The organism is Methylobacterium phyllosphaerae, from assembly GCF_001936175.1.
Lineage (GTDB): Bacteria > Pseudomonadota > Alphaproteobacteria > Rhizobiales > Beijerinckiaceae > Methylobacterium > Methylobacterium fujisawaense.
In genome coordinates this window covers 503,467-528,670 of sequence record NZ_CP015367.1, presented here as the reverse complement: position 1 = coordinate 528,670, position 25,204 = coordinate 503,467, and the positions used below count along the sequence as shown (strand labels likewise).

At 70.2% G+C, this 25,204-nt stretch carries 24 protein-coding genes; 14 read left to right on the top strand and 10 right to left on the bottom strand.

All coding sequences use genetic code 11. The features are described 5' to 3' along the window. Positions 1 to 81: 81 nt before the first annotated feature. The 6 genes from MCBMB27_RS02495 to MCBMB27_RS02470 all read left to right on the top strand — a co-directional run bounded on the left by MCBMB27_RS02495 (position 82) and on the right by MCBMB27_RS02470 (position 6,496). Positions 82 to 1,194: a flippase-like domain-containing protein gene (locus MCBMB27_RS02495; RefSeq protein ID WP_043350577.1), complete on the top strand. Its 1,113-nt coding sequence runs from the start codon at positions 82 to 84 to the stop codon at positions 1,192 to 1,194. Continuing rightward, a complete protein-coding gene (locus tag MCBMB27_RS02490; RefSeq protein WP_043350575.1) occupies positions 1,185 to 1,838 on the top strand; it encodes an MlaC/ttg2D family ABC transporter substrate-binding protein in 654 nt (217 codons plus the stop codon). The genes MCBMB27_RS02495 and MCBMB27_RS02490 overlap by 10 nt, the downstream gene beginning before the upstream one ends. 87 nt (positions 1,839 to 1,925) lie before the next feature. Continuing rightward, positions 1,926 to 3,134 (top strand): bacteriohopanetetrol glucosamine biosynthesis glycosyltransferase HpnI, encoded by a 1,209-nt coding sequence (hpnI, locus tag MCBMB27_RS02485; RefSeq protein ID WP_043350573.1) that lies wholly within the window; start codon positions 1,926 to 1,928, stop codon positions 3,132 to 3,134. 57 nt (positions 3,135 to 3,191) lie between these two features. Beyond that, positions 3,192 to 4,625 (top strand): hopanoid biosynthesis associated radical SAM protein HpnJ, encoded by a 1,434-nt coding sequence (gene hpnJ / locus MCBMB27_RS02480; protein WP_043386333.1) that lies wholly within the window; start codon positions 3,192 to 3,194, stop codon positions 4,623 to 4,625. Between the two features lie 120 nt (positions 4,626 to 4,745). Further along, positions 4,746 to 5,588, top strand: a complete 843-nt coding sequence (hpnK, locus tag MCBMB27_RS02475) for a hopanoid biosynthesis-associated protein HpnK (protein WP_075379784.1) — start codon at positions 4,746 to 4,748, stop codon at positions 5,586 to 5,588. A gap of 32 nt (positions 5,589 to 5,620) precedes the next feature. Continuing rightward, positions 5,621 to 6,496, top strand: coding sequence for a bifunctional helix-turn-helix transcriptional regulator/GNAT family N-acetyltransferase (locus tag MCBMB27_RS02470; RefSeq protein WP_075379783.1), 876 nt, complete (start codon positions 5,621 to 5,623; stop codon positions 6,494 to 6,496). Between the two features lie 48 nt (positions 6,497 to 6,544). On the opposite strand, the gene MCBMB27_RS02465 is transcribed toward MCBMB27_RS02470, so the two are convergent. Further along, complete coding sequence (locus MCBMB27_RS02465; RefSeq protein WP_043386381.1) at positions 6,545 to 9,211, bottom strand: MMPL family transporter; 2,667 nt, start codon at positions 9,209 to 9,211, stop codon at positions 6,545 to 6,547. A 620-nt stretch (positions 9,212 to 9,831) separates the two neighbouring features. Between MCBMB27_RS02465 and hpnH the strand changes: the two genes are divergently transcribed. After that, positions 9,832 to 10,995 carry an adenosyl-hopene transferase HpnH gene (hpnH, locus tag MCBMB27_RS02460; RefSeq protein ID WP_043386340.1) on the top strand — a complete coding sequence of 388 codons (1,164 nt, stop codon included), beginning with the start codon at positions 9,832 to 9,834 and terminating at the stop codon, positions 10,993 to 10,995. 78 nt (positions 10,996 to 11,073) lie between these two features. On the opposite strand, the gene MCBMB27_RS02455 is transcribed toward hpnH, so the two are convergent. Genes MCBMB27_RS02455 through MCBMB27_RS02440 form a run of 4 tightly spaced genes read right to left on the bottom strand, consistent with a single transcriptional unit; the run spans position 11,074 to position 13,781 of the window. Next, positions 11,074 to 11,694: a GNAT family N-acetyltransferase gene (locus MCBMB27_RS02455; protein ID WP_075379782.1), complete on the bottom strand. Its 621-nt coding sequence runs from the start codon at positions 11,692 to 11,694 to the stop codon at positions 11,074 to 11,076. 34 nt (positions 11,695 to 11,728) lie between these two features. Next, complete coding sequence (locus MCBMB27_RS02450; protein ID WP_075379781.1) at positions 11,729 to 12,511, bottom strand: hypothetical protein; 783 nt, start codon at positions 12,509 to 12,511, stop codon at positions 11,729 to 11,731. A 23-nt stretch (positions 12,512 to 12,534) separates the two neighbouring features. Continuing rightward, positions 12,535 to 12,735, bottom strand: coding sequence for a hypothetical protein (locus MCBMB27_RS02445; protein WP_043350558.1), 201 nt, complete (start codon positions 12,733 to 12,735; stop codon positions 12,535 to 12,537). After that, positions 12,732 to 13,781, bottom strand: a complete 1,050-nt coding sequence (locus tag MCBMB27_RS02440) for a hydantoinase/oxoprolinase family protein (protein WP_075379780.1) — start codon at positions 13,779 to 13,781, stop codon at positions 12,732 to 12,734. The genes MCBMB27_RS02445 and MCBMB27_RS02440 overlap by 4 nt, the downstream gene beginning before the upstream one ends. Before the next feature lie 9 nt (positions 13,782 to 13,790). Between MCBMB27_RS02440 and MCBMB27_RS02435 the strand changes: the two genes are divergently transcribed. Further along, positions 13,791 to 14,522, top strand: a complete 732-nt coding sequence (locus MCBMB27_RS02435) for a HisA/HisF-related TIM barrel protein (protein WP_083683324.1) — start codon at positions 13,791 to 13,793, stop codon at positions 14,520 to 14,522. A 69-nt stretch (positions 14,523 to 14,591) separates the two neighbouring features. Next, positions 14,592 to 15,194, top strand: coding sequence for a 3-isopropylmalate dehydratase small subunit (leuD, locus tag MCBMB27_RS02430; protein WP_043350546.1), 603 nt, complete (start codon positions 14,592 to 14,594; stop codon positions 15,192 to 15,194). A 73-nt stretch (positions 15,195 to 15,267) separates the two neighbouring features. Here the strand turns inward: leuD and MCBMB27_RS02425 are convergent, their stop codons facing one another. Then, the gene (locus MCBMB27_RS02425; RefSeq protein WP_043350544.1) at positions 15,268 to 15,939 is read right to left on the bottom strand and encodes an O-methyltransferase; all 672 of its coding nucleotides are present in this window, start codon (positions 15,937 to 15,939) and stop codon (positions 15,268 to 15,270) included. Positions 15,940 to 16,033: 94 nt separating this feature from the next. Between MCBMB27_RS02425 and MCBMB27_RS02420 the strand changes: the two genes are divergently transcribed. Then, positions 16,034 to 16,687 carry a TetR/AcrR family transcriptional regulator gene (locus tag MCBMB27_RS02420; protein WP_075379779.1) on the top strand — a complete coding sequence of 218 codons (654 nt, stop codon included), beginning with the start codon at positions 16,034 to 16,036 and terminating at the stop codon, positions 16,685 to 16,687. 50 nt (positions 16,688 to 16,737) lie between these two features. Here the strand turns inward: MCBMB27_RS02420 and MCBMB27_RS02415 are convergent, their stop codons facing one another. Next, complete coding sequence (locus tag MCBMB27_RS02415) at positions 16,738 to 17,079, bottom strand: carboxymuconolactone decarboxylase family protein (RefSeq protein WP_078947260.1); 342 nt, start codon at positions 17,077 to 17,079, stop codon at positions 16,738 to 16,740. A 171-nt stretch (positions 17,080 to 17,250) separates the two neighbouring features. On the opposite strand from MCBMB27_RS02415, the gene MCBMB27_RS02410 reads away from it, so the two are divergent. The 3 genes from MCBMB27_RS02410 (at position 17,251) to MCBMB27_RS02400 (ending at position 20,928) form a co-directional block, all read left to right on the top strand. Then, positions 17,251 to 18,465 carry a lytic murein transglycosylase gene (locus MCBMB27_RS02410; protein ID WP_091955384.1) on the top strand — a complete coding sequence of 405 codons (1,215 nt, stop codon included), beginning with the start codon at positions 17,251 to 17,253 and terminating at the stop codon, positions 18,463 to 18,465. Continuing rightward, the gene (locus tag MCBMB27_RS02405) at positions 18,462 to 18,845 is read left to right on the top strand and encodes a RidA family protein (protein ID WP_043353789.1); all 384 of its coding nucleotides are present in this window, start codon (positions 18,462 to 18,464) and stop codon (positions 18,843 to 18,845) included. Before MCBMB27_RS02410 ends, MCBMB27_RS02405 begins: the two co-directional genes overlap by 4 nt. Before the next feature lie 496 nt (positions 18,846 to 19,341). Beyond that, positions 19,342 to 20,928 (top strand): methyl-accepting chemotaxis protein, encoded by a 1,587-nt coding sequence (locus MCBMB27_RS02400; protein ID WP_236952871.1) that lies wholly within the window; start codon positions 19,342 to 19,344, stop codon positions 20,926 to 20,928. 115 nt (positions 20,929 to 21,043) lie between these two features. Here the strand turns inward: MCBMB27_RS02400 and rplS are convergent, their stop codons facing one another. The 3 genes from rplS to argB form a co-directional block, all read right to left on the bottom strand. Continuing rightward, a complete protein-coding gene (gene rplS / locus MCBMB27_RS02395; RefSeq protein ID WP_043351057.1) occupies positions 21,044 to 21,445 on the bottom strand; it encodes a 50S ribosomal protein L19 in 402 nt (133 codons plus the stop codon). Between the two features lie 131 nt (positions 21,446 to 21,576). Further along, positions 21,577 to 22,338 carry a pyrimidine 5'-nucleotidase gene (locus MCBMB27_RS02390; RefSeq protein WP_043351056.1) on the bottom strand — a complete coding sequence of 254 codons (762 nt, stop codon included), beginning with the start codon at positions 22,336 to 22,338 and terminating at the stop codon, positions 21,577 to 21,579. 188 nt (positions 22,339 to 22,526) lie between these two features. Then, positions 22,527 to 23,420, bottom strand: coding sequence for an acetylglutamate kinase (gene argB, locus MCBMB27_RS02385; protein WP_043351054.1), 894 nt, complete (start codon positions 23,418 to 23,420; stop codon positions 22,527 to 22,529). 311 nt (positions 23,421 to 23,731) lie between these two features. Between argB and MCBMB27_RS02380 the strand changes: the two genes are divergently transcribed. Beyond that, positions 23,732 to 25,075: a UDP-glucose dehydrogenase family protein gene (locus MCBMB27_RS02380; protein ID WP_043351052.1), complete on the top strand. Its 1,344-nt coding sequence runs from the start codon at positions 23,732 to 23,734 to the stop codon at positions 25,073 to 25,075. Positions 25,076 to 25,204 lie beyond the last annotated feature (129 nt).

Below are 25,204 nucleotides of genomic sequence, written 5' to 3'. Positions count from 1 at the left end.
TTCCCGGGCCGACGGACCTATTTCTGCCGCGACCGTGACCGATTTCCCGCATCAAGCCTTTTGCGAGCTTGAAAGACGACAATGAAGCGCCTCACGACCCTGGCCTCGATCGCCGGTCTGTGCACGGTCGTCGGCCTGTTCATGTCCTCCGGACTGGAGGATGTGTCGGCCGCCGTCGTGAGCGCCGGCTGGGGCGCCGCCCTGGTGGTGCTCGCCCGCATCGTGGCCGTCGCCTGGGCGGGTCTCGGCTGGTACGTGGTCTTTCCGCGGGCCGCGGCCAAGCTCGCCGACTGCGTGTCCCTCCGCTTCGTCCGTGAGGGCATCAACACGCTGCTGCCCGTTGCCACCGTCGGCGGCGACTTCGTCGGCGCGCGCCTCCTGTCGAAGCGCAACGTCCCCGGCGCGCTCGCGGGCGCCAGCATGTTCGTCGATCTGATGACCCAGGCGCTGACACAGCTCCTGTTCACCGTGGTCGGCCTCGCCCTGCTGGTCCTGATCTCCGGCGACGGCCCGATCGCCCACACGGTCGAGGGCGGCCTGGCCCTGGCGGTCCCGGCCCTCGGCGCCTTCTACCTGATCCAGCGGCGGGCCGGGCACCGCCTGATCCAGGGGCTGCTCAGCCGCTTCGCCTCGGGGCGCGAATGGCGCGCCTTCGGCGCGATCGACCAGCTCTACGACAGCCTGCGCCGGCTCTACGGCAACCACGGGCGTTTCGCGCTGGCTCTGGCGGTGCACCTCGCCGGCTGGGTGATCGGAACGCTGGAGGTCTACGTCTGCCTGCGCTTCATGGGCTATCCCATCGATTTCGCGCAGGCGCTGATGATCGAGAGCCTCGCCCAGGCGGTGCGCGGCGCGGCCTTCGCGGTGCCCGGTGCCCTCGGCGCGCAGGAGGGCGGCCTGATCGCCCTGTGCGGCCTGTTCGATATCCCGGCCGAGGCGGCGCTCGCCCTCTCCCTGGTCAAGCGCTTCGCCGATCTCGGCGTCGGGCTCCCGAGCCTCCTGCTCTGGCACCGGATCGAGTCCAAGCTCCGGTCCGAGGCGCCCGAGGAGGAGGAGCGCGAGCCGGTGCCGGAGGCCGGACGCAAGGCCAAGAGGATCGCGCCGCCCGCGACGCTGGGGCCGTTCTACAGCTACGCCCCGCCGCGCATGGGATCGCGGCTCGGTGACGGCGAGGAGTTGAAGAAGTGCGCCTGACCCGCCGGCTCGCGGCCGCCCTCGTCGCCGCTCCCTTGAGCACCGTTCCCTCGATCACCGTTCCCTTGGCCCTGCCCCTGCTCGCCGCGGGTCCCGCCTGGGCTGCCGACGAGGCCGCCGTTCAGACCGTGCGCGACCTCTACGCCGCCTTCGCGGCGGCGCTGAAGGATGGCCCGAGCCCCCTGCCGGCGCGGGTCGAGGCCGTCGGGCCGGCGATCGAGAAGGCGTTCGATTTTCCCGCCATGACCCGCATCGCCGTGGGCTCGAAATGGTCGAGCTTCACCCCGGAGCAGCAGGCGGCGGTGATCGACGCCTTCAAGCGCAGCCTGACCGTCACCTACGCCAACCGGCTGGCCCGCGCCGCCGGCGGCAAGTTCGAGGTGACCCCGAAGATCGAGGAGCGCGGCGCCCAGCGCGTGGTGCCGACCCGCGTCACCGCGGCGGATGGCGACGATTCCGCCGTGGACTTCGTGGTCAACGCCGACAACCGCATCCAGGACGTGCTGCTCAACGGCGATGTCAGCGAGATCGCCGCGCAGCGCAACGCCCTGTCGGCGCCGCTGAAATCCGGGGGGGCCGACGGCGTCGTGAAGTTCCTCCGGGCGCGGGCCGACGGCATGCTCGCCGCGAAGCCGACGCCGTGAGCGTCGTCTCTGCCAGTGCCGACCTGAACCGGCCGTTCGCGGCCTTCGCCGCCTGAGGCGGCCGGACGACCGCACGGATCCGACCGGATGGATGTCTCTTCGCTGGCGCTGCTCGGCCTCTCGTGGCTTTCGCTGCTCTGCCTGATCCTGGCGGCGGCGGGCTGCGTCTACGGCTTGGCCGCCGCCGTCTGCGCCGGCCGCTACGCGGCGCGCCGCCCCCCGGTGCTTGCCGGCGGCGCGGCCCGGCCTTCCGTGACCGTCCTCAAGCCGCTCTGCGGTCTCGAGCCGAACCTCTACGCGAATCTCGAGACCGTGCTGCGCCAGGACTATGCCGGGCCGGTCCAGATCCTGTTCGGCGTCCAGAGGACCACCGATCCGGCGATCGGCGTGGTGGAGCGGCTGCAGCAGGCCTATCCCGATGCCCGCATCGACCTCGTGATCGACAGTCGCCAGCACGGCTCGAACCGGAAGGTCTCGAACCTGATCAACATGGCCGAGGCCATCGCCCACGACGTGGTGGTGTTGGCCGACAGCGACATGGTGGTCGGCCCCGACTATCTGGAGCGCCTCGTGGCGGAGCTGTCGCAGGACGGCGTCACCGGCGTCACCTGCCTGTATCACGGCGTGCCCGCTTATCGCGGCCTCTACGACCAGCTCTCGACGCTCGCGATCGACACGCAGTTCCTGCCCAACGTGGTGATGGGCCTGAGCCTCGGATTGGCGAAGCCCTGCTTCGGCTCCACGGTGGCCTTCACCCGGGCGAGCCTCGAGGCGGTGGGGGGCTTCCGCACCTTCCGCAACGATCTCGCGGACGATTACGCCATCGGCGCCGCCCTGCGCGGCCTCGGCGGCCGTGTGGCGATCCCCAGCTTCACTATCGGCCATACCAGCGTCGACACCGACCTCGCCGGCCTGTGGCGGCACGAGCTGCGCTGGAACCGCACCATCCGCACCGTCGATCCGGCCGGCTATGCCGGCTCGATCGTCACCCACGCCTTCCCCCTCGCCTTGCTGGGCGCCCTCCTGCCCGGCGCCGGCACCGGCGCGCTCTGGGTCGCCGCTGCGGCGCTGGCGAGTCGGGTCCTGCTCTGTCGGCAACTGGAGCGTGCCTTCGGCTTGGCTCCGCACCCCTACGGACTGTTGCCGATCCGCGACATCCTCTCCTTCCTGAACTTCTCCTGGGCCTTCGTGTCGGGGGCGGTGACATGGAAAGGTCACGATTATCACGTGGTTGCGGATGGCACCCTGATCCCGGACGCCGAACTCGGCCGCGATGCCGGCGCGCCCACCCGCTGATCCCGGCTTTCGCTTCCTTCCCCCTCCCCCCGGCATTGCCCTGAGGCCTTGAACCCCATGCGCACGCTCTTCCTCCAGGCCCCCACCTTCGACGGTTTCGACGGCGGTGCCGGCTCCCGCTATCAAGCCAAGCGCGAGATCAAGTCGTTCTGGTACCCGACCTGGCTGGCCCAGCCGGCCGCCCTGGTGCCGAATTCGAAGCTGATCGACGCGCCGCCGCACAACATCAAGCTTCCCGAGATCGTGGCCCAGGCCAACGATTTCGACCTCGTCGTGCTCCACACCTCGGTGCCGTCGTTCAAGTCCGACGTGAAGACGATCGAGGCGCTGAAGGCCGCCAACCCGAAGCTGATCGCCGGCCTGATCGGCGCCAAGGTCGCGGTCGACGCCGCCGGCGCCATGGCCCAGGCCCCGGTGGTCGATTTCTGCGCCCGCAACGAGTTCGACTTCACCGTCAAGGAAGTCGCCGAGGGCGTCCCGATGTCGGAGATCAAGGGCCTGTCCTATCGCGACGCCAACGGTGTCGTGGTCCATAACGAGGACCGCGAGATCATGACCGACATGGACCAGCTGCCCTTCGTCACCAGCGTCTACAAGCGCGACCTGGAGATGGAGAAGTACTTCATCGGCTACCTGAAGCACCCCTACATCTCGTTCTACTCCGGCCGGGGCTGCAAGAGCCGCTGCACCTTCTGCCTCTGGCCGCAGACGGTCGGCGGCCACACCTACCGCACCCGCTCGGTCGCCCACGTGATCGAGGAGATCAAGTACTGCCTGAAGGAGTTCCCGCAGACCAAGGAGTTCTTCTTCGACGACGACACCTTCACCGACAACCTCCCGCGCGCCGAGGAGATCGCCCGCGAGCTCGGCAAGCTCGGCGTCACGTGGTCGTGCAACGCCAAGGCGAACGTGCCGCGCGAGACCCTGAAGGTGCTCAAGGAGAACGGCCTGCGCCTGCTGCTGGTCGGCTACGAGTCCGGCAACCAGACCATCCTGCACAACATCAAGAAGGGCATGCGGGTCGAGGTCGCCGAGAAGTTCACCAAGGATTGCCACGACCTGGGCATCGCCATCCACGGCACCTTCATCCTCGGCCTGCCGGGCGAGACCAAGGAGACGATCCAAGAGACGATCGCCTTCGCCAAGCGGATCAACCCGCACACGATCCAGGTCTCCCTGGCCGCGCCCTACCCAGGCACCTTCCTGTACAAGCAGGCGGTGGAGAACGGCTGGCTCGACATCGAGAACGCCGAACTCGTCGACGAGAACGGCGTGCAGGTCGCGCCGCTGCACTACCCGCACCTCTCGCACACCGAGATCTTCACCTCGGTCGAGGAGTTCTACAAGAAGTTCTACTTCCGGGCGCCGAAGATCGCCTCGATCGTGAGCGAGATGGTGCGCTCGCCCGACATGATGAAGCGCCGCCTGCGCGAGGGCGTCGAGTTCTACCGCTTCCTCAAGGAGCGTCAGGGCACCGCCAAGGCGGCGTAAGTCATGGGTCCGGGGCCTTCGGCCCCGGCGGGGAGCGGGGCAGAGCCCCGCCCCCTACCCAGGGCTCCGCCCTGGACCCGCGAGAGGGCACGCCCTCTCGACACCCGTTACGAGGTTTGCGTGAAGCGTCTGGTCGTCACCGCGGACGATTTCGGGCTGAGCCCCGAGGTCAACGAGGCCGTCGAGCAGGCCCATCGCGACGGGATCCTCACGGCGGCGAGCCTGATGGTCTCGGCGCCGGCCGCCGCCGACGCGGTGGCGCGGGCCCGGCGGATGCCGTCCCTGCGGGTCGGGCTGCACCTCGTCCTCGTCGAGGCGCGGCCCACCCTCCCCCCCGCGGACCTGCCCGACCTGACCGACGCGGCCGGTCTGATGCGCGCCGACATGGGGCGCCTCGGCCTCGACTTCGCCCGCAAGCCCGCCGCCCGGCGGCAGCTCGCGGCTGAGATCCGCGCCCAGTTCGAGGCCTACCGGGCGACCGGCCTGCCGCTCGACCATGTCAACGCCCACAAGCATTTCCACGTCCATCCGCTGATCGCGGGCGCGGTGCTGCGCATCGGCCGCGACTTCGGCATGCGCGCCCTGCGGGTGCCCCGGGAGCCGCGGGAGATCCTGCGCCGCGCCGAGCCCGGAGCGCGGCCGCGGGCCGCCCTCGACATCGCCCCCTGGGCGGCGCTGCTCGCCGTGCGCGCCCGTCAGGCCGGGCTGCTGATCCCCGACCGCACCCTCGGCCTGGCCTGGTCCGGCGCCATGACACCGGTGCGCGTCGCGGCGCTGCTGACCCAGCTCCCCGACGGCCTGACCGAACTCTACACCCATCCGGCCACCGGCGGCGGCTTCCCGGGCGAGGCGCCGGGCTACCGCTATGCCGACGAGCGCGATGCGCTGACCGCCCCCGCCTCCCGCGCGGCAGCCGAAGCCTCGGGCGCGATCCGCGGCGGCTTCTCCGACTTCCTCACTTGACCAGCGCCGATATCTGACTTTAGTCAGATAAAATGACGCCCGCCGAGATCGCCCGTGTCCGCCGGTTCGCCCGTGCCGTCACCGCCGAGGTCGGGGCGCTCGATTCCTCGTTCCTCGGCCGGGGCCGTCCCCTGGGGGCCGCGCGCGTCCTGAACGCGATCGGGGCCGGGCGCACGGAGGTCGGCGCGATCCGCACCTATCTCGGCCTCGATTCCGGCCTGATGAGCCGTCTCCTGCGGGGCCTGGAGGAAGAAGGACTGGTCGCGACGGCGCCGCATCCCGCGGATGCCCGTCGCCGGATCGCGTCGCTGACCGAGGCCGGGCGGAGCGAGTTCGCGGCCTACGAGGCGCTGTCGGATGCCCGCGCCGTCGCCCTGCTGGAGCGTGCGCCGCAGATGGACGCGCTCCTGCACGCCATGGACCGGGTCGCCCTGGTTCTCGGCCACGACGCCATCGCCATCACGGAGACTGATCCGACCGGCGCAGCGTCCCGCGCCTGCCTCGACGCCTACTACGCCGAGCTGGCCAGCCGATTCGCCGGCGGGTTCGACGTCGCGCGGTCGTGCGATCCCGAGGTTGCCGCCATGATGCGCCCACGCGGCGTGTTCCTGCTCGCGAGCGGCGACGGCCTGCCGGTCGGATGCGTCGGGCTCAAGGGGAGCGGCGGCGCGGTCGCGGAGATCAAGCGGCTCTGGATCGATCCCGCGGCCCGCGGGCTGGGCCTTGCCAAGCGGCTGATGCAGGCGGCCGAGGTGGCCGCTCGCGACCTCGGGATCCGGACGCTGCGGCTCGACACCAACAGTGCCCTCCCCGAGGCCCTGACGCTCTACCGGCGATCGGGCTGGGTGGAGATCGACCGGTTCAACGACGACCCCTACCCGGACCATTTCTTCGAGAAGGCCCTCTGAGGCCTTCCGTAGCGCCGGCCGCGACCGGCCGGCGCGACTCGGCCCGTCCTATTTGGCCGGCACCGGATCCTGGTGCGGGGCGGTCTTGCGCAGGGCCGCGCCGGCCGCCTTCTCGGCTTCCGGACGGTCATCGTCGGGCTGCGCCGGCGGCTCACCGAGGGTTGCCGGCACGACGAAGAACGCCGCCACCAGGGTGAAGAACAGCGACAGCGCCAGCAGCTTGCCCATGCTCGCCGTGCCCGGATGGCTCGACAGGACCAGCGATCCGAAGGCGCTGCCGGTGGTCAGCGCGGAGAAGAAGATCGCCCGGGTCAGGCTGGAGGCGAGCATGTCGGTCACGCCCGCCCGCCACGCGATCACGTAGTAGATGTGGAACGCCACGCCGACCGCGAGCATCAGCGGCAGGGCGATGATGTTGGCGAAGTTCAGCGGCATGCCGACGATGCGCATCGCCATGAGCGTCCAGAGGGTCGCGATCACCAGCGGACCGAGGGTCATCGCCACGTCCCAGGGTTTCCGCAGGGCGACCGACAGGATGACGAAGATCAGCACGAAGGCCGTCACCGCCGCCTGCACGAAGGCGCCCAGGATCGTGTAGCTCGACTGCGTCGTGGCCACGGGCGCACCGGTGGCGTGCGGGGCGACCTTCAGGACCTCGTCCGAGAAGCGGCGCAGCACCGTGTCGTCGTTCGAATCACCCTTGGGGTGGACCTCGATGCGCGCACGCCCGTCCGCCGCCACCCAGTCGGCCTTGAGCTGCGGCGGCAGGTTCTCCAGCGTGATCTTCTCGGGATGCAGCAGGTCGCGCAGGCGCGCCAGCAGCGGCACGAGGTCCTTGGTCAGCGCCACCGAAGCCGCCTCGCGCATCTGCACCGGGCCGGCGGCGAGCTTGTCGAGGGTGCCGGCGAGGCGCTTGGCCTCCTGGGCGCCCTTCGCGTCACCCTTGGCGTCGGTCGAGAGGCCGTTGAGCGCCGCGGCGGCGTCCTTGAGCGCCTTGACGTTGTCGGCGTCGGTCGGCGGCGGCGGCCGGCGGCCGGGATTGAGCACCGGGTCGAGGAGCTGGGCCGTATCGGCGACCTGGGCCAGCTTCTTGTCCTGGTCGCGCGGGACGAACGTGTCGATGCTGTTGACCGAGGCGGTGACCGGAAGGGCCAGAAGCGTCTTCGACAACGCCGGGACTGCGTCGACGCTCGGCGCCAGCACGTCGATGAAGTTCGGGCTGGTCTCGGGATTTTTGATCAGGTCCAGATAGGTCGCGATGGACTGCGTCTTGGGGCTGCGCAGGTGCATCGGGTTCGAGTCGAACGGCAGGTGCCAGAGCAGAGGCGCCCCGGCCAGGGTCACGAGGCCGACGCCGATCAGGATCGGCTTGCGGTGCTGGATGATCCACGGATCGACGCCGACGAGCCAGTTGGTCTGCACCGCCGCCTTCTCGCCCACGGGCTTGAACACCGCGATCAGCGCGGGCAGCAGCGTCAGGGAGAACAGGAAGGCCACGACCATGCCAACGCCGGCGATCAGGCCGAGCTCAGACACGCCCCGGAAGGCCGTGGGCAGGAAGGCGAAGAAGCCCGCGACCAGCGACACCGCGGCGAGCGTCAGAGACCAGCCGACCCCGCGGGCGGCGGCGCGGATCGCGCTCTCCAGGGTCGGCTGCTCGTAGCGGTCCGCCCGGTAGCGCACCGAGAACTGGATGCCGAAATCGATGCCGAGCCCGACGAACAGGGCCGCGAAGGCCACCGAGATCGGGTTCAGCTCCTTCACCATAACGAGGCCCAGGGCGGCCGTGACCACGAGACCCGCAAAGGTGGTGATGATCACCGCGCCGACGAGCTTGCCCGAGCGCAGGGCCAGCCACAGGAACAGCACGATCGCGCCGACGATGATGCTGTTGTTGAGGCCCGCATCCTCCGACAGCGTCGCGAACTCCTCGTCCGCCACCGCCACCGTGCCGGTCAGGCGCATGCGCAGGCCGTTCTGCCCGTCGATCCCCAGATCCTTCGCGACGTTGCGGATCAGCTTGGTCGCCTGGTAGCCGGGCTCCAGGGCGTTGAAGTCGAGGACCGGCTGGATCACCACGAACTTCATCTTGTCGGTGACGCTGGTCTGGCCCCCCGACAGCAGCTCCTGCCACGACATCCGCGCCGGCTTGCCGGCCAGCACCTTCTGCAGCGTGTCGTCGATCTGCCCCATGGGCTTCTCGAGATCCTCGAGCTTGGCGTCGCCGGTCTTCACGCCGCGGGCGCCCAGCGTCAGCACCCGCATCACGCCCCGCAGGGACGGATCGGCGGCGAGCGGCCCGAGCAGGCCCTGCTGCTGGGTCAGCGCTTCGAGGGTCTTATCGAGGTCCGCCTGCGACATCAGCAGCAGGCCGTTCTTGTTGAAGAACGGGCCGCCATCGGGCCGGTAGACCGTCTCGATCAGGTTCTTGTGGGCGGTCAGCGCCTTGGCGAGGTTGGCGGCCGCCTCCTCGGTCTCCTCGGGCGTCTCGCCGTTGATCACCGCGACGATCGTGTTGCTGCGCTGCGGGAACGCCTTCTCGAAATTGATCTCGTCCTGCCGCCACGGCTCCTTCGGGTCGATCAGCCGCTCGACATCCGTGTTGATTCGGAACAGGTGTGCCGCGACCCCGAGGCTCGCGACCGTGACGAACGCCGTGAAGGCGATCACGATCCACCGATACCGCACCGAGAACGCGACGAGACTTTCGATCACGAGCACCCTGCCTGTTCGCATCGGACGCGCCCCATGCGCGACCGGCTCCTGTCATTCGTCCGGTCCAGACCCCGCCCACCGACACGGACGGGCCCCGGTCTCCGCCGGCCGATCGCGCCGCGATCCGGTCGGGTGCGCATCGGGTTCGAGGAACGCCGCACTGCCCGTTCTGGCCACGCCGTGCGCGTCCAGGACCCGACTCCGCCCGATGATGCGGTCCGCGGTCGGGTCACCCGCCGCGGGCCGGGACTTGCATCGCGGCCACGAGGCTCAGTAAAGAGGGCGATGCCAGATTGCAACGCGGCCGCTGTGGCGCGCGTCCCGCGCCTGTCCGTGTGCGCTAGCGCACGGCGATCCTGGCGCGGCCACCAGAATCTTGGGATTCCGGTCGTATTGCCGACGCAATGCACGTGCTGTCCTCAACGATCGGACGTCTCCGCCCACGGATCCCGCGGGAGCGGTGCGTGTGGCGCCGTTGCGTCAGGAGCAGGATAAGATGTCATGACCTCGCCGAAACGGGGTCGTTTCAGATTAGTTCCAAGCTAGATCGCTGGAATTCGAGATTTTTTCGCGTTAAGCACCCCAATGCCCCGGGGTCGACGAAGTAAGGAGCCGCAATCTTGGGTATCCCCCTCCGGTACGTCGCGAAGATCGGCGGCTACATCCTGAAGCAGCACCTCACGGGCCGCAAGCGCTACCCGCTTGTGATGATGATGGAACCGCTGTTCCGCTGTAACCTGGCCTGCGCCGGCTGCGGCAAGATCGACTATCCGGACGAGATCCTGAACAAGCGCCTGCCGGTCGCCGACGCCCTCGAATCGGTGCGCGAGTGTGGCGCTCCGGTGGTGGTGATCGCCGGCGGCGAGCCGCTCCTGCACAAGGATCTGCCGCAGATCGTCGAGGGCATCATCGCCCAGAAGAAGTTCGCGATCGTCTGCACGAACGCGCTGCTCCTCGAGAAGAAGATCAAGGAGTACAAGCCGAGCCCGTACTTCACGTGGTCGATCCATCTGGACGGCGACAAGGAGATGCACGACCAGTCGGTGTGCCAGCGCGGCGTCTACGACAAGGCCGTGGCGGCGATCGCGAAGGCCAAGGAGATGGGCTTCCGCGTCACCATCAACTGCACCTTCTTCAACAATTCCCAGCCGGAGAAGATCGCCGACTTCTTCGACAGCGTGACCCGGATGGGCATCGACGGCATCACCGTCTCCCCCGGCTACGCCTACGAGCGCGCCCCCGACCAGAAGCACTTCCTGAACCGCAAGGCGACGAAGGACCTGTTCCGCGGCGTGTTCCGGCACGGCAAGGAGAAGGGCCGCGAGAAGTGGACCTTCCAGCAGTCGGGCCTGTTCCTCGACTTCCTGGCCGGCAACCAGACCTACCATTGCACCCCGTGGGGCAACCCGACCCGCACCGTGTTCGGCTGGCAGAAGCCCTGCTACCTGCTCGGCGAGGGCTACGCGGCGACCTTCAAGGAGCTGATGGAGACCACCGACTGGGATTCCTACGGCACCGGCAACTACGAGAAGTGCGCCGACTGCATGGTCCACTCGGGCTACGAGGCCTCTTCGGTGGTCGATTCGGTCCGCAAGCCCTGGAAGCCGCTGGTGCACGCGATCCGCGGCATCAAGACCGACGGCGCGATGGCCCCCGAGGTCAGCCTGGAGAACCAGCGCCCGGCCGAGTTCGTGTTCTCGCGCAACGTCGCGCAGAAGCTGTCCGAGATCAAAGCGGCCGGCGTCGACACGAAGCAGGAAGCCCGCAAGCGCACCGCCGCCTGACCGGCCCGAACGATTGACGACACGAGACCCGCGGCCGCGAGGCCGCGGGTCTTTTGGTTTCCGGATCCCCGCAATGCGTCAGCCGAGCCGCGGCACGTGCGAAGCGCAGGTGCGCGGCAGGGTCCCGTCGAGCCGCGGATCGGGCGCGACCTCGACATGGACCGCGAAGGGGACGAAGCCCGAGCGCCGGTAGAAGGCGAGCGCGCCGGGATGGTCCAGGGTGCAGGTATGCACCCAGAACCGCGTGATCGGACGCGCCCAGGCCCGGCCGATCGCCGCGTTCATCAGCGTGCGGCCGATCCCGGTTCCGACCGCATCCCCGGTCAGTCCGAGAAAGACCAGCTCGCAGGTGCCGGGCCTGCGGAAATCGAGTTCCAGCATGCCGACGTTCCGCCCGTCCCGCCGGAGCGCGAAGATCTCGACGTCCCCGTCGGCCAGGATCGCCGCCAGCGCCCCGTCCGCCAGTGTGAGCCGCGAGAACCAGAGCCAGTCGGCGCCGACCTCCCGGAACAGGGTCCGGTAGGTCTCCGGGTCGGTGCGCGCCAGGGGCTCGAGGGCGAGCCCCGGCGGGAACGGCCGTCCGGGACGCGGGGGCGGCGGGCGGAGCATCTCCAGGCTGGTGACGATGGTGGCGAGATGGCCCGGCGGCACCGCCGCGTAGCCCGGGGTGAGGGTCGGGATCCCCGTATCCGGCAGCATGAATCTCCTCCGCTGTCGCGTCGGCGCGGCTCGGTCACGCGGCCCGTGGGCGGCGCCGCGCGACGAGCCACGGCAGCACGCAGAGCGCCGAGACCGCGATGGACACGGCGTAGGCCGCGACCGGGTCGATTCGCCCGAGCAGCAGGTGCACGCAGACATAGAAGGCGAGCACGCCGAACGCGCCCTGGGCGCTGCCGCGCACCACGTCGAGGGCGGCGCCGACACCGTCCTGAACCCGGGCGAAGACGATCAGCGGCCAGGAGATGATCGGGATCGGCGCCAGGACGCCGCTCAGGCCGGAGCCGAGATGCGGCGCCAGCGTCGAGACCAGCAGGACAAGGGCCGTGGCGGCGGCGAGCCGGGCCGGCATGTCCCAGCGCGGCGGGCGCGACCGGCGGACCGGCGCCTCGGTCCCCACGCGCGGCCGGCACAGGGCGACCACCAGCGCCATCGCCGGCAGGTCGATCGCCGTGGCGAGCCACAGGCCGGGCTGGAGGAGTCCGTGCAGCAGGGCGCCGCCGAGGATGAAGGCCGACAGAGCGAGGAGGATGGCGGCGAGGATCCCCATCCGTGGCGCGGAGACGGCGTAGGCGAGATAGCTGGCCGTGACCGCGCCCAGACCCTCCACCGAGCCGATCGCGGCGTCGGCGGCGAAACGCTCGCCCTGCTCGGCGGCGAGGTAGATCGAGATCGGCGCCGAGGTGAGCGGTAGCCCCGAGAGCAGGCCGCCGACGAGGCTGCCCCACCGCCGCGCCGCGGCCGAGACGGCCCACATCAGCGTCGGCGTGACGATGATCTTGGCGGCGATCCGGCTCATGGCGATCCGAGCGGCCCGCGGCGTCAGGCCGCCTGGGGCGGCCCGTCATCCTCCGGGTCGGCCGGCGAGTTGAGGATGTCGTCCAGCTCGTCGACCAGCCGGTCGATCTGGTCCTCGGTGGCGAGCACCTTCAGAACCTCCCCGGATTCCGTCTCCACGGCCAATTCGATATGCGGCCCCACCCGGGCCGTCAGGATCCGGGCCAGGATCTTGATTGCACTCATGCGACTGCCTCCTCCGCGGCGATGAGGCCGACCGCCACCGCCGGTCCACAGGTCGAGATCCCGTCGCGCGCGCCGGCGATCCGGGCCGCCAGCAGCGCCACCAGCGGCGTCGCCGGCCGGCCGAGCCGCTCCGCGAGGCGGGCGCCCACGAAGGCGCCGGCGCCGCACAGGACGAGGGGCGCGTCCGCGCCGAGATCGGGCCGGCTGAGGAGCTCCGCCGCCGCGTCGTGGAGCAGGCGCAGCTGCGCCTCGGCGAAGTGGGCGGCGAGCGCCGTCCAGGCCGAGGCGGGCGCCTCCGCCCGGTCGCGCCCGACGATCCGGGCGAGCCGGGTCTCGCTCTCGGCGACCGTCTTGCCCTTGCGGTCGCCGCTCGGCTGCTGGTCGGCGCCTTCGGGGAGCAGGCCGAGGATGCGGTAGACGTCCGCCATGTGGGCGAAGGTCTCGGTCATCAGCCGGGTCCGGCGGCCCGCGAAGGGGGCGTGGCCGGATAGCGCGATCACCGGCGTGCGCACCGCGCCGGTATAGACGAGCTCGCCGGTCTCCAGCCGCTCGGCATCGCTGTAGCCGGTCGCGGCCGGCCGCCCGCCCACGATGGGAATCAGGTCGGCGGTGGTCGAGCCGATATCGATCAGGAGCGCGTCCGGGACGACCCGGCCGGCGAGGGCCGCGGTGGCGTGCCAGTTGGCCGAGGCCACGTCCGCCGACAGGGAGGCGGCCGCCTCCGGGGCGACGAAGCCGGATCGGCCGGCATAGATCCGCACGGTTCCGGCGAGGTGCGATTCGGCCCATCCGGACAGGGCCGCGACGCCGTCGCGCCGGTCGGCGAAGCAATCGGTCAGTTCGCCCGTCATGGTCACGGCGTGCAGGGCCGCGCCGCGGGCCCAGTCGGGGGCGGCCTCCAGCGCCCGGTCGAGGGCCGGCAGGCCCTGCCAGAGCGGGCACGGCACCTGGGCGGCGGCCACGACGCGGCCGTCCTCCACCAGGGCGACCTTGACGTGGACCCCGCCGAGGTCCCACCCGATCGTCATTGGGTTTGATGAGCGCATGGGACCGCGATGAGCGCCTCGATGGACCACAGGATCGGGCGCCCCGGCTTCGCGGTGATCCCGGTGCTCGATCTCCGGGGCGGCCGCGTGGTGCGGGCGCGCCGGGGTGAGCGCTCCTCCTATGCCCCGATCGAGACGCCCTTGGCAAAGGGCTCGGCGCCGGCCGCGGTGGCCCGCGGGCTGGTCGATGCGTGGCCCGCCGGGATCCTCTACGTCGCCGACCTCGACGCGATCATCGATCGCGCCGCGCCCGACCTCCGCGCCCTGGAGGCGATCGCCCGTGCCTGCCCGGGAATCGCCCTGTGGATCGATGCCGGCTTCGCCGAGCCTGCGGGCGTCGCGGCGTTCCTGGCCGCCGGCCTCGGGCGCCCGGTGATCGGCAGCGAGAGCCAGGCGGATGCCGGCCTCGTGACGCGGCTCGGCGACCGGGCGGTGTTCTCCCTCGACACCCGCGGGGCGGAGCGGCTCGGCCCGGCGGCGCTCCACGACGATCCGTCGCTCTGGCCGCCGGAGGTGATCGCCATGACGCTGGCGCAGGTCGGGGCCGGGGCCGGCCCGGACCTCGCGGCCCTGGGGGCCCTGCGGGTGCGGGCGCCGGATCGCCGCCTCTACGCGGCGGGCGGCGTGCGCGGCCCGGACGACCTGCGGGCGCTGCGGGCGGCCGGGATCGCCGGGGCTTTGGTCGCCTCCGCCCTCCACGACGGCACCCTGTCCCGGGCGACGGCACCCGACCTCGCGTGATGCTTCCGGCCCGGGCCTGCGGCTGCTAAACCGCGCGACAGAGAGACCACCGACACGAGCCGTCAGACGATGGAAAAGTTCACGACCCTGGAGGGCGTCGCGGCGCCCCTGCGGACGATCAACGTCGATACCGACCGGATCATCCCGGCCAAATACCTGAAGACGATCCGGCGGACCGGGCTCGGCAAGAGCCTGTTCGCCGAGATGCGATACCGCGAGGACGGCTCCGAGAACCCGGACTTCATCCTCAACCAGCCCGCCTACCGGAACAGCAAGATCCTGGTGTGCGGGGACAATTTCGGCTGCGGCTCGTCCCGGGAGCACGCGCCCTGGGCGCTGGCCGATTTCGGTATCCGCTGCGTGATCTCCACGAGTTTCGCGGACATCTTCTTCAACAACTGCGCCAAGAACGGCATCCTGGCGATCGTCGTGTCCCCCGAGGACCTGGAGAAGCTGTTCGAGGATGCCGAGCGCGGCGCGAACGCCACCCTGTCGATCGATCTGGCGGCGCAGACCATCCGGGGGCCGGACGGCGGCACCCTGCATTTCGACATCGACGAGGGCCGCAAGCACAACCTGCTGAACGGCCTCGACGAGATCGGCCTGACGCTGGCGCGCGCCGCGTCGATCGATGCCTACGAGCAGAAGCTCGCCCAGCGCGAATGGGCCTGAGCGGCCCGCTGAGTGTCCCGACGGCGGTCGCGCTGAGGCGGCCGCCGGTCCGGCCCGGATACCGGGCCCTGCCTCACCCGAGCCGCATCGACAGCTCGACGTCCTCGGCGAACGGCACCGACAGGTAGCCGCGGCTCGGCGCGCGCACGCGCGCCAGGTAGTCCGGACTGTGGTCCGCGTTGTCGGCGACCACCAGGGCGCCCGGTCCGAGGCGGCTCTCCACGAGGCTGAGAACCTCCGGATAGAGCCCCTTCGCCCCGTCGAGGAGCAGCAGGTCGACCGAGTCGGGCAGGTCGAGGCCGAGGGTCTGCAGGGCATCGCCCTCGCGGAACTCCACGAGATCCGCCAGCCCGGCCTCCATCAGGTTCGCCCGCGCCCGCACCACCTTGGACGGCTCGAACTCGCAGGTGATCAGCCGGCCGCCGCCATTGTCGCGCAGGGCCGCGGCGAGGTGCAGGGTCGAGAGGCCGAAGGAGGTGCCGAACTCGACGATCGTCCGCGCACGGCGGGTCCGGGCGAGCATGTAGAGCAGCCGGCCGGTCTCCCGTGAGACCGCGAGGGGCATGTCCTTGAGCCGGCTGTAGAAGTCTCGGTAGCCGGTTCGGCTGCCCATGAGGCGCGTCCGCTCGTCCGCCGAGAGATCGCCGATGGCGCTCACGGGTGAGGAGGCCTCTGATTGCGTGAAGAGACTGTCCAACAAGGACGCGATACGCGGCTCGGCGAGAGTAGAAGCTGAGCGTGACATGGCGATTTGCTTTCCGTCTTGCGTGCTCGACTGAACACGACGCAGAATACCGGCGCCCCCTGCCCGCGCCTATTCGCGTTCCGAGTCACACGTCATGCCCGATCGGCCAAGTCTCGGAATTTCCAAGCGAAAGCAGCCCCGGCAGGCGCGCTCCAGCGACCTCGTCGCAGCCATCCTGGAGGCGGCCACTCAGGTTCTGGCGGAGGTCGGGGCGGAGCGGTTCACGACGGCGCGGGTCGCCGAGCGCGCCGGCGTCAGCATCGGCTCGCTCTACCAGTACTTCCCCAACAAGGCGGCGATCCTGTTCCAGCTGCAGAGCGACGAATGGCGGGACACGACGGCTCTCCTCGCCGGCATTTTGCAGGATCGCGCGACGATGCCGGGCGATCGGCTGCGCGCCGCGGTCCACGCCTTCGTGCGCTCGGAATGCGTGGAGGCGGCGATGCGACGGGCCCTCGACGCAGCCGCCCCGGCCTATCGCGATGCGCCCGAGGCCGCGGAGCCGCAGCTGGCCGGCACGCAGGCGTTTCGCGACTTCCTGCGCGAGGCGCTTCCGGCGGTTCCCGAGGCGGATCTGCAGGTCGCGGGCGCGATCATCGCGATGACCCTCGGCGAGGTCGGTGAGCGCATCTCGGAGGCGGCGCGGACGCAGGCCGCCATGGAAGCCTCCGCCGGCGCGCTGGCCGACATGCTGTGCGCCTACCTGGACCGCCTGCGGAGCCTGGGCCGGGCGGGCGCCTCGTCTTGAAGCCGGCACCGGGCCCGCGCGAGGGCCCGGGATCGACGCGGTTCGCCGCCTCAGCCGTTCTCGCCGGTGAAGGCCTCGAAAGCCCGGGCGGTGTAGACCAGGGCGGCACCGGCATTCAGCGCCACCGCGACGCCCAGCGCCTCCACGACCTCCTCCTTGCTCGCCCCGGCCTTACGGGCGGCCTCGGAATGGACGGCGATACAGCCGTCGCACCGGGTCGTCACCGCCACCGCGAGGGCGATCAGCTCGCGGGTCTTCGCGTCGAGCTTGCGCTCGGTCGGCGCCGCCGCGGCGAGCTGGTCATGAGCCTTGAGCAGGTCCGGGCTCACCGCGCCGATGCGCCCGAGCGTGCTCACCAGCTCGGCGCCGTACTGATTCCAATCCTTCATCATGCGTTTCGTCTCCCGCCTTGGAGGGCCCGCCGCTCGCTGGCGGGCTCCGAGCCAACCTATCGATTGGTAGGCGCGGTGGTCAAGACGACGCGGATTTCCTCACCCTTCGTTAACCCACATGTCGCCTGAATCCGCGCCCAGACTCCGCCCCGCATCGTGAGGATCGCCAGCATGCCGAAGCACCCGACGGGACCGAGGAAAGCGCGCGCGCTCGGGCTGCTCGCCGGGATCGCGGTCGTGCCGCTGGCAGTCCTGCCCGCACGGGCCGATTTCGACAGCTGCCTCGCCGGCATCCAAGGGCAGGCCGCCGCGGCGGGCGTCTCGGCGCAGACCTTCCGGTCCGCCACGAGCGGCATCAGTTACGACGACAAGGTGATCGAGCTGTCTCAGGCGCAGCCCGAGTTCAAGACGCCGATCTGGGACTACATGGCGGCGCTGGTCGACGACGAGCGGGTCGAGGACGGGCGGGCCGCCATGCGCCAGCACGCGGCGGCCCTGGCCCAGGCCGAGGCGCGCTACGGGGTCGACCGCTACACGATCGCGGCGGTCTGGGGCGTCGAGTCGAATTTCGGCAAGAACCTCGGCAAGATGCCGCTGGTCCAGTCGCTGGCGACGCTGGCCTGCTCGAACAACCGCCGCCGGGACTTCTTCCGCGGCGAGCTGATCGCCACGCTCCGAATCATCGAGCGCGGCGACATCGCGCCGGAGCGGCTCACCGGCTCCTGGGCGGGCGCCTTCGGCCAGACCCAGTTCATGCCCACCACCTATCACCGCCTCGCCGTTGACGGCGATGGCGACGGACGGCGCGACGTGGTCGATTCGGTGGCCGACGCCGTCGGGTCCACCGCCAACTTCCTGCACGTCGCGAAGTGGCAGAACGGCCAGGTCTGGGGTTACGAGGTGAAGCTGCCCCGGGGCTTCAACGTCGGAGCCGCCGGACGCAAGAACAAGAAACCGGTCGCCCACTGGGCCTCGCTCGGCGTGACCCGCGTGGACGGGCGCCCGCTCTCGGGCGAGGGCCCGGCCGGGATCATCGCACCCGCCGGCATCGACGGCCCGGCCTTCCTGGTGACCAAGAACTTCGACGCGATCTACTCCTACAACGCCGCCGAGTCGTACGGTCTCGCCATCGCGGTCCTCTCCGACCGGCTGCGCGGTAAGCCCGGCGTCCAGGCCGCTTGGCCGACCGACGACCCGCCTCTGTCCCGGGCCGAGCGGCGCGATCTCCAGACCCGGCTGGCCGCCCGCGGCTACGATGTCGGTGAGCCGGACGGCAAGGTCGGCCAGAAGACGCGCGATGCCATCAAGGACGTGGAGCGCCGGCTCGGGATGACGCCCACGGGCCGTCCCGGCGGCAAGGTGCTGGAGGCGCTGCGCGGCGGGTGAGACGGCGGCTGATCACGTCGGGCTCCCCGTTCGAGCGGGACTACGGCTACTCCCGGGCGGTGGTCGACGGGGACACCGTCTACCTGTCCGGGACGACCGGCTACGACTACGCCACGATGACCATGCCCGAGGGGGCCGCCGCGCAGGCCGAGGCCTGCTGGCGCACGATCCGCTCGGTGCTCGCGGAGGCCGGAACAGATCTCGCCGGCATCGTGCGCGCCACCTATTACGTCATCGACCGGGACGACGCCGAGGCCGTGCTGGCGGTCTGCGGCCGGGTGCTGGCCGATGTCCGGCCGGCCGCCACGATCCTGGTCGTGGCGGGTCTTCTACGCCCCGAGATGCGCGTCGAGATCGAGGTCACCGCGCGGACCCGGTAGCGGCGCCCCGATCGCGCCGACGACGGCGAGCGGCCCCCGCATGCCGTTCCGCCGGGCCGCAGCGCCATCCGATCCTCCGACCCGATCATCTCCGCCGCGCCCGCATTGCGGCCGCGCCCGTCCCGGGTGCCGGGGGCATTCGACCCGTCCATTGCTGGGGTGCAGGTGCGGTTCGCCGGGGCGATCTCAGGTTCTGTCGTCGCTGGCGGCAGCCCATCCGTGCGGCCGGCATGCGCCATGTCAAAAGCAACGGCATCGTCGCCTCATCTGCAGATCTCGGTCGTTCAACTTGTAGGCCATGATCTTGATCTGCGCGCTTCTGTTGACATGAGCAATCGAATTTATCAGATCATGCCGCGGTATCGCTGGATTTGGCGATCTGCGGGAATTTATTATGCGCATTCGATTTTTCAGCGTAAGTCTGTTTCGTCGTATGATAGCGCAAATTGTACTCACCGTATTGATCGTTTCAGCCATTGGCGCTGGCGGATTGCGATTGTATTACGAGGAAATGCTGTCCGAGCGGCTTCAATCCCTGCGCGCGATCACGGAGCTGTTCACCACCTACGCACAAAACCTTGAGTCCCGGGTCAGAAGCGGCGCCCTGACTCGCGAAGCCGCCCTGGCGGAACTTGCCGAGACGGCCATGGCCATGCGCTTCGACAACGGCACGAACTACGTCGCCATCTACGCGATGGACGGTACGGCTCTGGCGGTTCCCGACCGCAGGCTTGTCGGCAGCAACCAGCTGGACGCCCGGGTCAACGGGGTGCGCGTGGCCGGGACGCTGATCGATCTGCTGAAGACCTCCGACACGGCCCTGACGACGTATCAGTATCCGCGACCCGGCCGCGAGGGTCTGTACCTGAAGACCACACGCGCCGTCAGGTTCACGCCCTGGAACATCATGATCGCGGCCGGGACCTATACCGACGACATCAAGGACGCTTTCCTGTCGCTCGCTCTGGCGGCAAGCGGCCTGCTTCTCGGGGTCGGCGCCCTCGGCGTGCTCGGCTCGGTCCTGATCGGGCGCGGCATCACGCGTCCGCTCGACCGGCTCGGCCGCCGGATGCAGGCCCTCGCCCAGGGCGACGTGACGGGCTCGATTCCCGGGCTCGATCGGACGGATGAGATCGGGCAGATGGCCCGAACCGTGGAGGTCTTCCGCCAAGCGCTGATCGTCAAGGCCGAGATGGATCGGACGGCGGCGCAGGAAGCGGCGGCCAAGGCCCAGCACGTGCAGAGGCTCGACGTGCTCACCCGGGCGTTCGAGGCCGATGCCGGGGCCCTCATGACGGGCGTCTCCGCGGCCGCTGCGCAGATGCAGGCGACCGCCGAGGCCATGGCACGGCGGGCCTCCCGCACGAGTGTCCGGGCCACGCATGTGGCGGGGGCCGCGCATGAGACCGCCGGGAGCGTGCAGAGCGTCGCCGCCGCCACCGAGGAGATGGCGGTCACCATCCAGGACATCTCCGGACAGATGGCGCAATCCTCGGCCAAGACGGCGCAGGCCGCGACCGAAGCGCAGCGCACCGACGCCCTCGTGGGCGACCTCGCGAACGGGGCCGAGCAGATCGGTGCCGTCGCCAGCATGATTGCCGGCATCGCCCGTCAGACCAACCTCCTGGCCCTCAACGCCACGATCGAGGCGGCCCGGGCCGGCGAGGCGGGCCGGGGCTTCGCCGTCGTGGCGGCCGAGGTCAAGGCGCTGGCCCAGCAGACCGCCACCGCCACCGAGGAGATCGCCCTACGGATCGGCGCGGTCCAGGCGTCGACCTGCCAGGCCGTGGAGGCGATCCAGGGGATCGGCCGCACCATGGGGGAGGTCAGCACCCTCGCCGCCACGGTCGCTGCGGCGATCGAGCAGCAGGGCGCGACAACCGAAGAGATCGTGCGCAGCGTCGGGCGCGCCGCGGCGGCCACCGAGGCGGTCACCGGCAACATCGCCGACGTCTCGCAGGGCGCCGAGGAGACGGGCGGGGCGGCCGAGCGCGTTCTCGACGCCGCGATCGACATGTCGCGCAGGTCCGAGCAACTCGCCGCCGAGATCCGCCGGTTCCTGGACGGGATCCGGGCCGCCTGAGCGGATCGTATCGGCGGCCGGGACGGGGCGGCCGGCCAAGAAAAAACCGGCCCGGCTGAGCCGGGCCGGTCTGAAACCGGGCGATCGCTCCGGCCTGCGGAGCGATTCGGACAGCTTACTCGGCGGCGGTGGGCGCGGCGGCCGGGGCGTCCTTGGTCTTGTAGCGGTCGGTGCGCTCGACGATGCGGGCCGACTTCCCGCGGCGGTCGCGCAGGTAGTACAGCTTGGCGCGACGCACCTTGCCGCGACGGGCCACCTTGATCGAATCGATCATCGGCGAGTGCACCGGGAAGACGCGCTCCACGCCCTCGCCGTAGGAGATCTTGCGGACCGTGAAGCTCTCGTTGAGGCCGCCGCCCGAGCGGGCGATGCAGACGCCCTCGTAGGCCTGAACGCGGGTGCGCTCGCCTTCCTTCACGCGGACGTTGACGATCAGCGTATCGCCCGGCTCGAAATCCGGGATGGTCTTGGCGAGGCGCGCGACTTCCTCGCGCTCCAGCTGCTCGATGATGTTCATGGCATAGCTCCGGCCGTCGCGCCGCTTCGCCCCTCATGGGCGATCGGCGCCAGGATTTCGGCGATCCTGTTGTGAGTTGGGCGGCTCTCTACAGGATCGTTGCCGGCTTGTCGATTGCCGTTGGACGCGGTTCAGCGACGGTCCCGGTCGACCGGCTCTCGCGCCGCCTCGGCCTCGGGCAGCACGCAGGCGGCCAGGAAGGCGGCGAGGTCGTCCGTGATGTGGTCGATATGCGGCTCGCGCACCGCCTCCTGCTCGAAGGCCTCGCGATAGGGATCGGTGACCCTCGGCACCACCAGCACGGTGGCCATGCCGAGGTCGTGCGGCACCGCGAGGTTCCGGGCGATGTCCTCGAACAGGGCCGCGCGGGTCGGCTCGACGGCGTGCTTCTCCAGGAACCGCTCGTAAGTCGTGCGTTCCGGCTTCGGGACGAAGTCGGCGGCGGCGATGTCGAACACGTCCTCGAAATGATCGAGGATGCCGAGCTTGGCGGCGACGGTCTCGGCGTGCCGGCGCGACCCGTTGGTCAGGATCAGCTTGCGCCCGGGCAGCCGCTCGATCGCGTCGCCGAGGCTCTTGTCGAGCTTGATCGACGAGTGGTCGATGTCGTGGGCGAAGTCGAGGAAATCGTGGGGATCGACGCCCGCCTCCACCATCAGCGCCGACAGCGTCGTGCCGTAGCGGTGATAGAAATGCTTCTGCAGCGCGCGCGCCGAGATCCCGTCGAGTCCGTAGAGCTGCATCACGTACAGGGTGATGCGCTCGTCGACCTTCGGCCAGACCGCGGCATCGCTCGGGTAAAGGGTATTGTCGAGGTCGAACACCCAGGTGTCGACGTCGGCGAAGCCGCGCGCCGCGGGGGTGGTGAACTGGGCCTTGCCGGGGTGGTGCACCGGAACCCCTCAGGTTGCTGATACCCACGGAATCTGTGGACCGGAACGGTCAAGCTCGCAAGTTTGATGCTTGTCCGGGGCTGGTCTGGTGGGCGGGGTACGACAATGCGCGGCGGGCGCAGATGTTGCCGCCACCGATGCGGGCGGCACCGCGCCGGGAGGCGGCGCGGTGCGGGTCGGTCCGATTCTCAGCCCCGACGGATCAGGGTGCCGGCGCCGTAATCGGTGAACAGCTCGAGGAGCACCGCATGGTTGACCTTGCCGTCGAGGATGACCACCGCCTCGACACCGCGCTCGAGCGCATACATGCAGGTCTCGATCTTCGGGATCATCCCGCCCGTGATGGTGCCGTCCGCGATCAGGCGCCGGCAATCCTCCACGGTGAGTTCCGGGATCAGCTTCTTGTCCTTGTCGAGCACGCCCGGCACGTCCGTGAGCAGCAGCAGGCGCTTGGCCCGAAGCGCCCCGGCGATCGCCCCCGCGAAGGTGTCGGCGTTGACGTTGTAGGTCTGGCCGTCAGCGCCGTAGGCGACGGGCGCCAGGACCGGGATCAGCTCGGCCTTCAGCACCGCGTCGAGGACGCCGCGCTCGACGTGATCCGGCTCGCCGACGAGGCCTAGATCGACGGTCTGCTCCACGTGGCTCTCGGGATCGACGACGGTCTTCATGGCCCGCTTGGCCCGGACCATGTTGCCGTCCTTGCCGCACAGGCCGACCGCCCGGCCGCCCTCGGCGGAGATCCAGCCGACGATCTGCTTGTTGATCAGGCCCGCCAGGACCATCTCGACCACCTCGACGGTGGCCTCGTCGGTGACGCGCAGGCCGCCGCGGAACTCAGACTGGATGCCGAGCCGGTCGAGCATCTTGCCGATCTGCGGCCCGCCGCCGTGCACGACGATCGGCTTCAGCCCGGACTGTTCCAGGAGGACGATGTCCTCGGCGAAATCCTCGGCCGCGGCCCGGTCGCCCATGGCGTGGCCGCCGTACTTGATGACCACGATCTCCTGGTCGTAGCGCTGCATGTGGGGCAGCGCCTGAGCCAGGACCTCGGCACGCACGTGCACGTTGGGCAATTCGGTCATCGCGGTCCTTCGCCGATCCTTGGGTCGGGTCCTCGGGGGCGGATCTGCGGCCTCCCCTTCGGGCGGTGGCGCTTCTACAGGAAGCCGTCCGCGCTGCGAAGCCGCCCCGCCTCCATTCGCGGATCGGCGGCGCGCGGCGCGGCCGCCGGCGCGCGGCGCCCCGGTGGCTGTCAAACTACAGTCATCCTTCGCGGGTGTTGCATTCCCGTGACAGACTGGACCTGATCCAGGCTGGCCCGGCTTGCATCGTCTGGCGGCCGGGATCATGTTGCATCGCAGCAAGCCGCTGGGCGAGCTGCCGGGAGGGCCCGATGCGGATTGCGATGATTGGGGCCGGGTATGTCGGCCTGGTCTCCGGGGCATGCCTCGCCGATTTCGGCCACGCGGTCGTCTGCATCGACCGGGATCCCGACAAGATCGCGAGCCTGAATGCCGGCCGCATGCCGATCTACGAGCCCGGCCTCGACGCGCTGGTGACCGAGAATGTCCGCCAGGGCCGGCTCGCATTCAGCACATCGATGCGGGAGGCCGTGGCCGAGGCCGACGCGGTGTTCATCGCGGTGGGCACGCCGTCCCGCCGCGGCGACGGTTTCGCCGACCTGAGCTTCGTGTTCGATGCCGCCCGGGAGATCGCCGGGGCGCTCTCGGGCTTCACCGTGGTGGTGACGAAGTCGACCGTGCCGGTGGGCACCGGCGACGAGGTCGAGCGCATCATCCGCGAGACCAATGCCGGCGCGGACGTCGCGGTGGTGTCCAATCCCGAGTTCCTGCGCGAGGGCGCGGCCATCGCCGACTTCAAGCGTCCCGACCGCATCGTGGTCGGCGCCGAGGAGGCGCGGGCAGAGGCCGTGATGCGCGAGGTCTACCGGCCGCTCTATCTCAATCAGGCCCCGATCATGGTCACCGCGCGGCGCACCGCCGAACTGACCAAATACGCGGCGAACGCGTTCCTGGCGGCCAAGATCACCTTCATCAACGAGATCGCGGACCTGTGCGAGGCGGTCGGCGCCGACGTTCAGGCGGTGGCCCGCGGCATCGGGTTGGACAACCGGATCGGGTCGAAGTTCCTGCATGCCGGGCCGGGCTACGGCGGCTCGTGCTTTCCCAAGGACACGCTGGCGCTGGTCAAGACCGCCCAGGATGCCGGCACCCCGCTGCGGATGGTCGAGACGGTGGTGGCGGTCAACGACCAGCGCAAGCGCGCCATGGCCCGCAAGGTGATCAAGGCCTGCGGCGGCAGCGTACGCGGCAAGACGGTGGCGCTGCTCGGCCTGACCTTCAAGCCGAACACCGACGACATGCGCGATGCGCCCTCGCTGGCGATCATCGCCGGGCTTCAGGATGCGGGGGCGAAGGTGCGCGCCTACGATCCGGAGGGCATGGAGCAGGCCCGGATCCTGATGCCGGCTGTGGATTACGCCGAGAACGCCTATGCCTGCGCGGAGGGTGCGGACGCCCTGGTGATCGTCACCGAGTGGAACGCGTTCCGGGCGCTGGACCTCGACCGGCTGCGTCAGATCATGTCCTCCGACGGATCGGCCCCCGTGCTGATCGACCTGCGCAACATCTACGACCCCGCGAGCGCGGCGCGACACGGTTTCACCTATTGCGGCGTCGGACGAACCAAGGAGAGCGTCGCGCGGAACGGGTCTTGATCATCGCGGTGGCGACCGACGGGCCTGAATTCCTGTGCGGGATCTGCGCCGGCGCGCGAAGATTTCTTCCGGAATCGGGCCCGATGCCGCTAGACGGGCTGCCGCCCCCGAGGGGCAACTGTGGCTTTC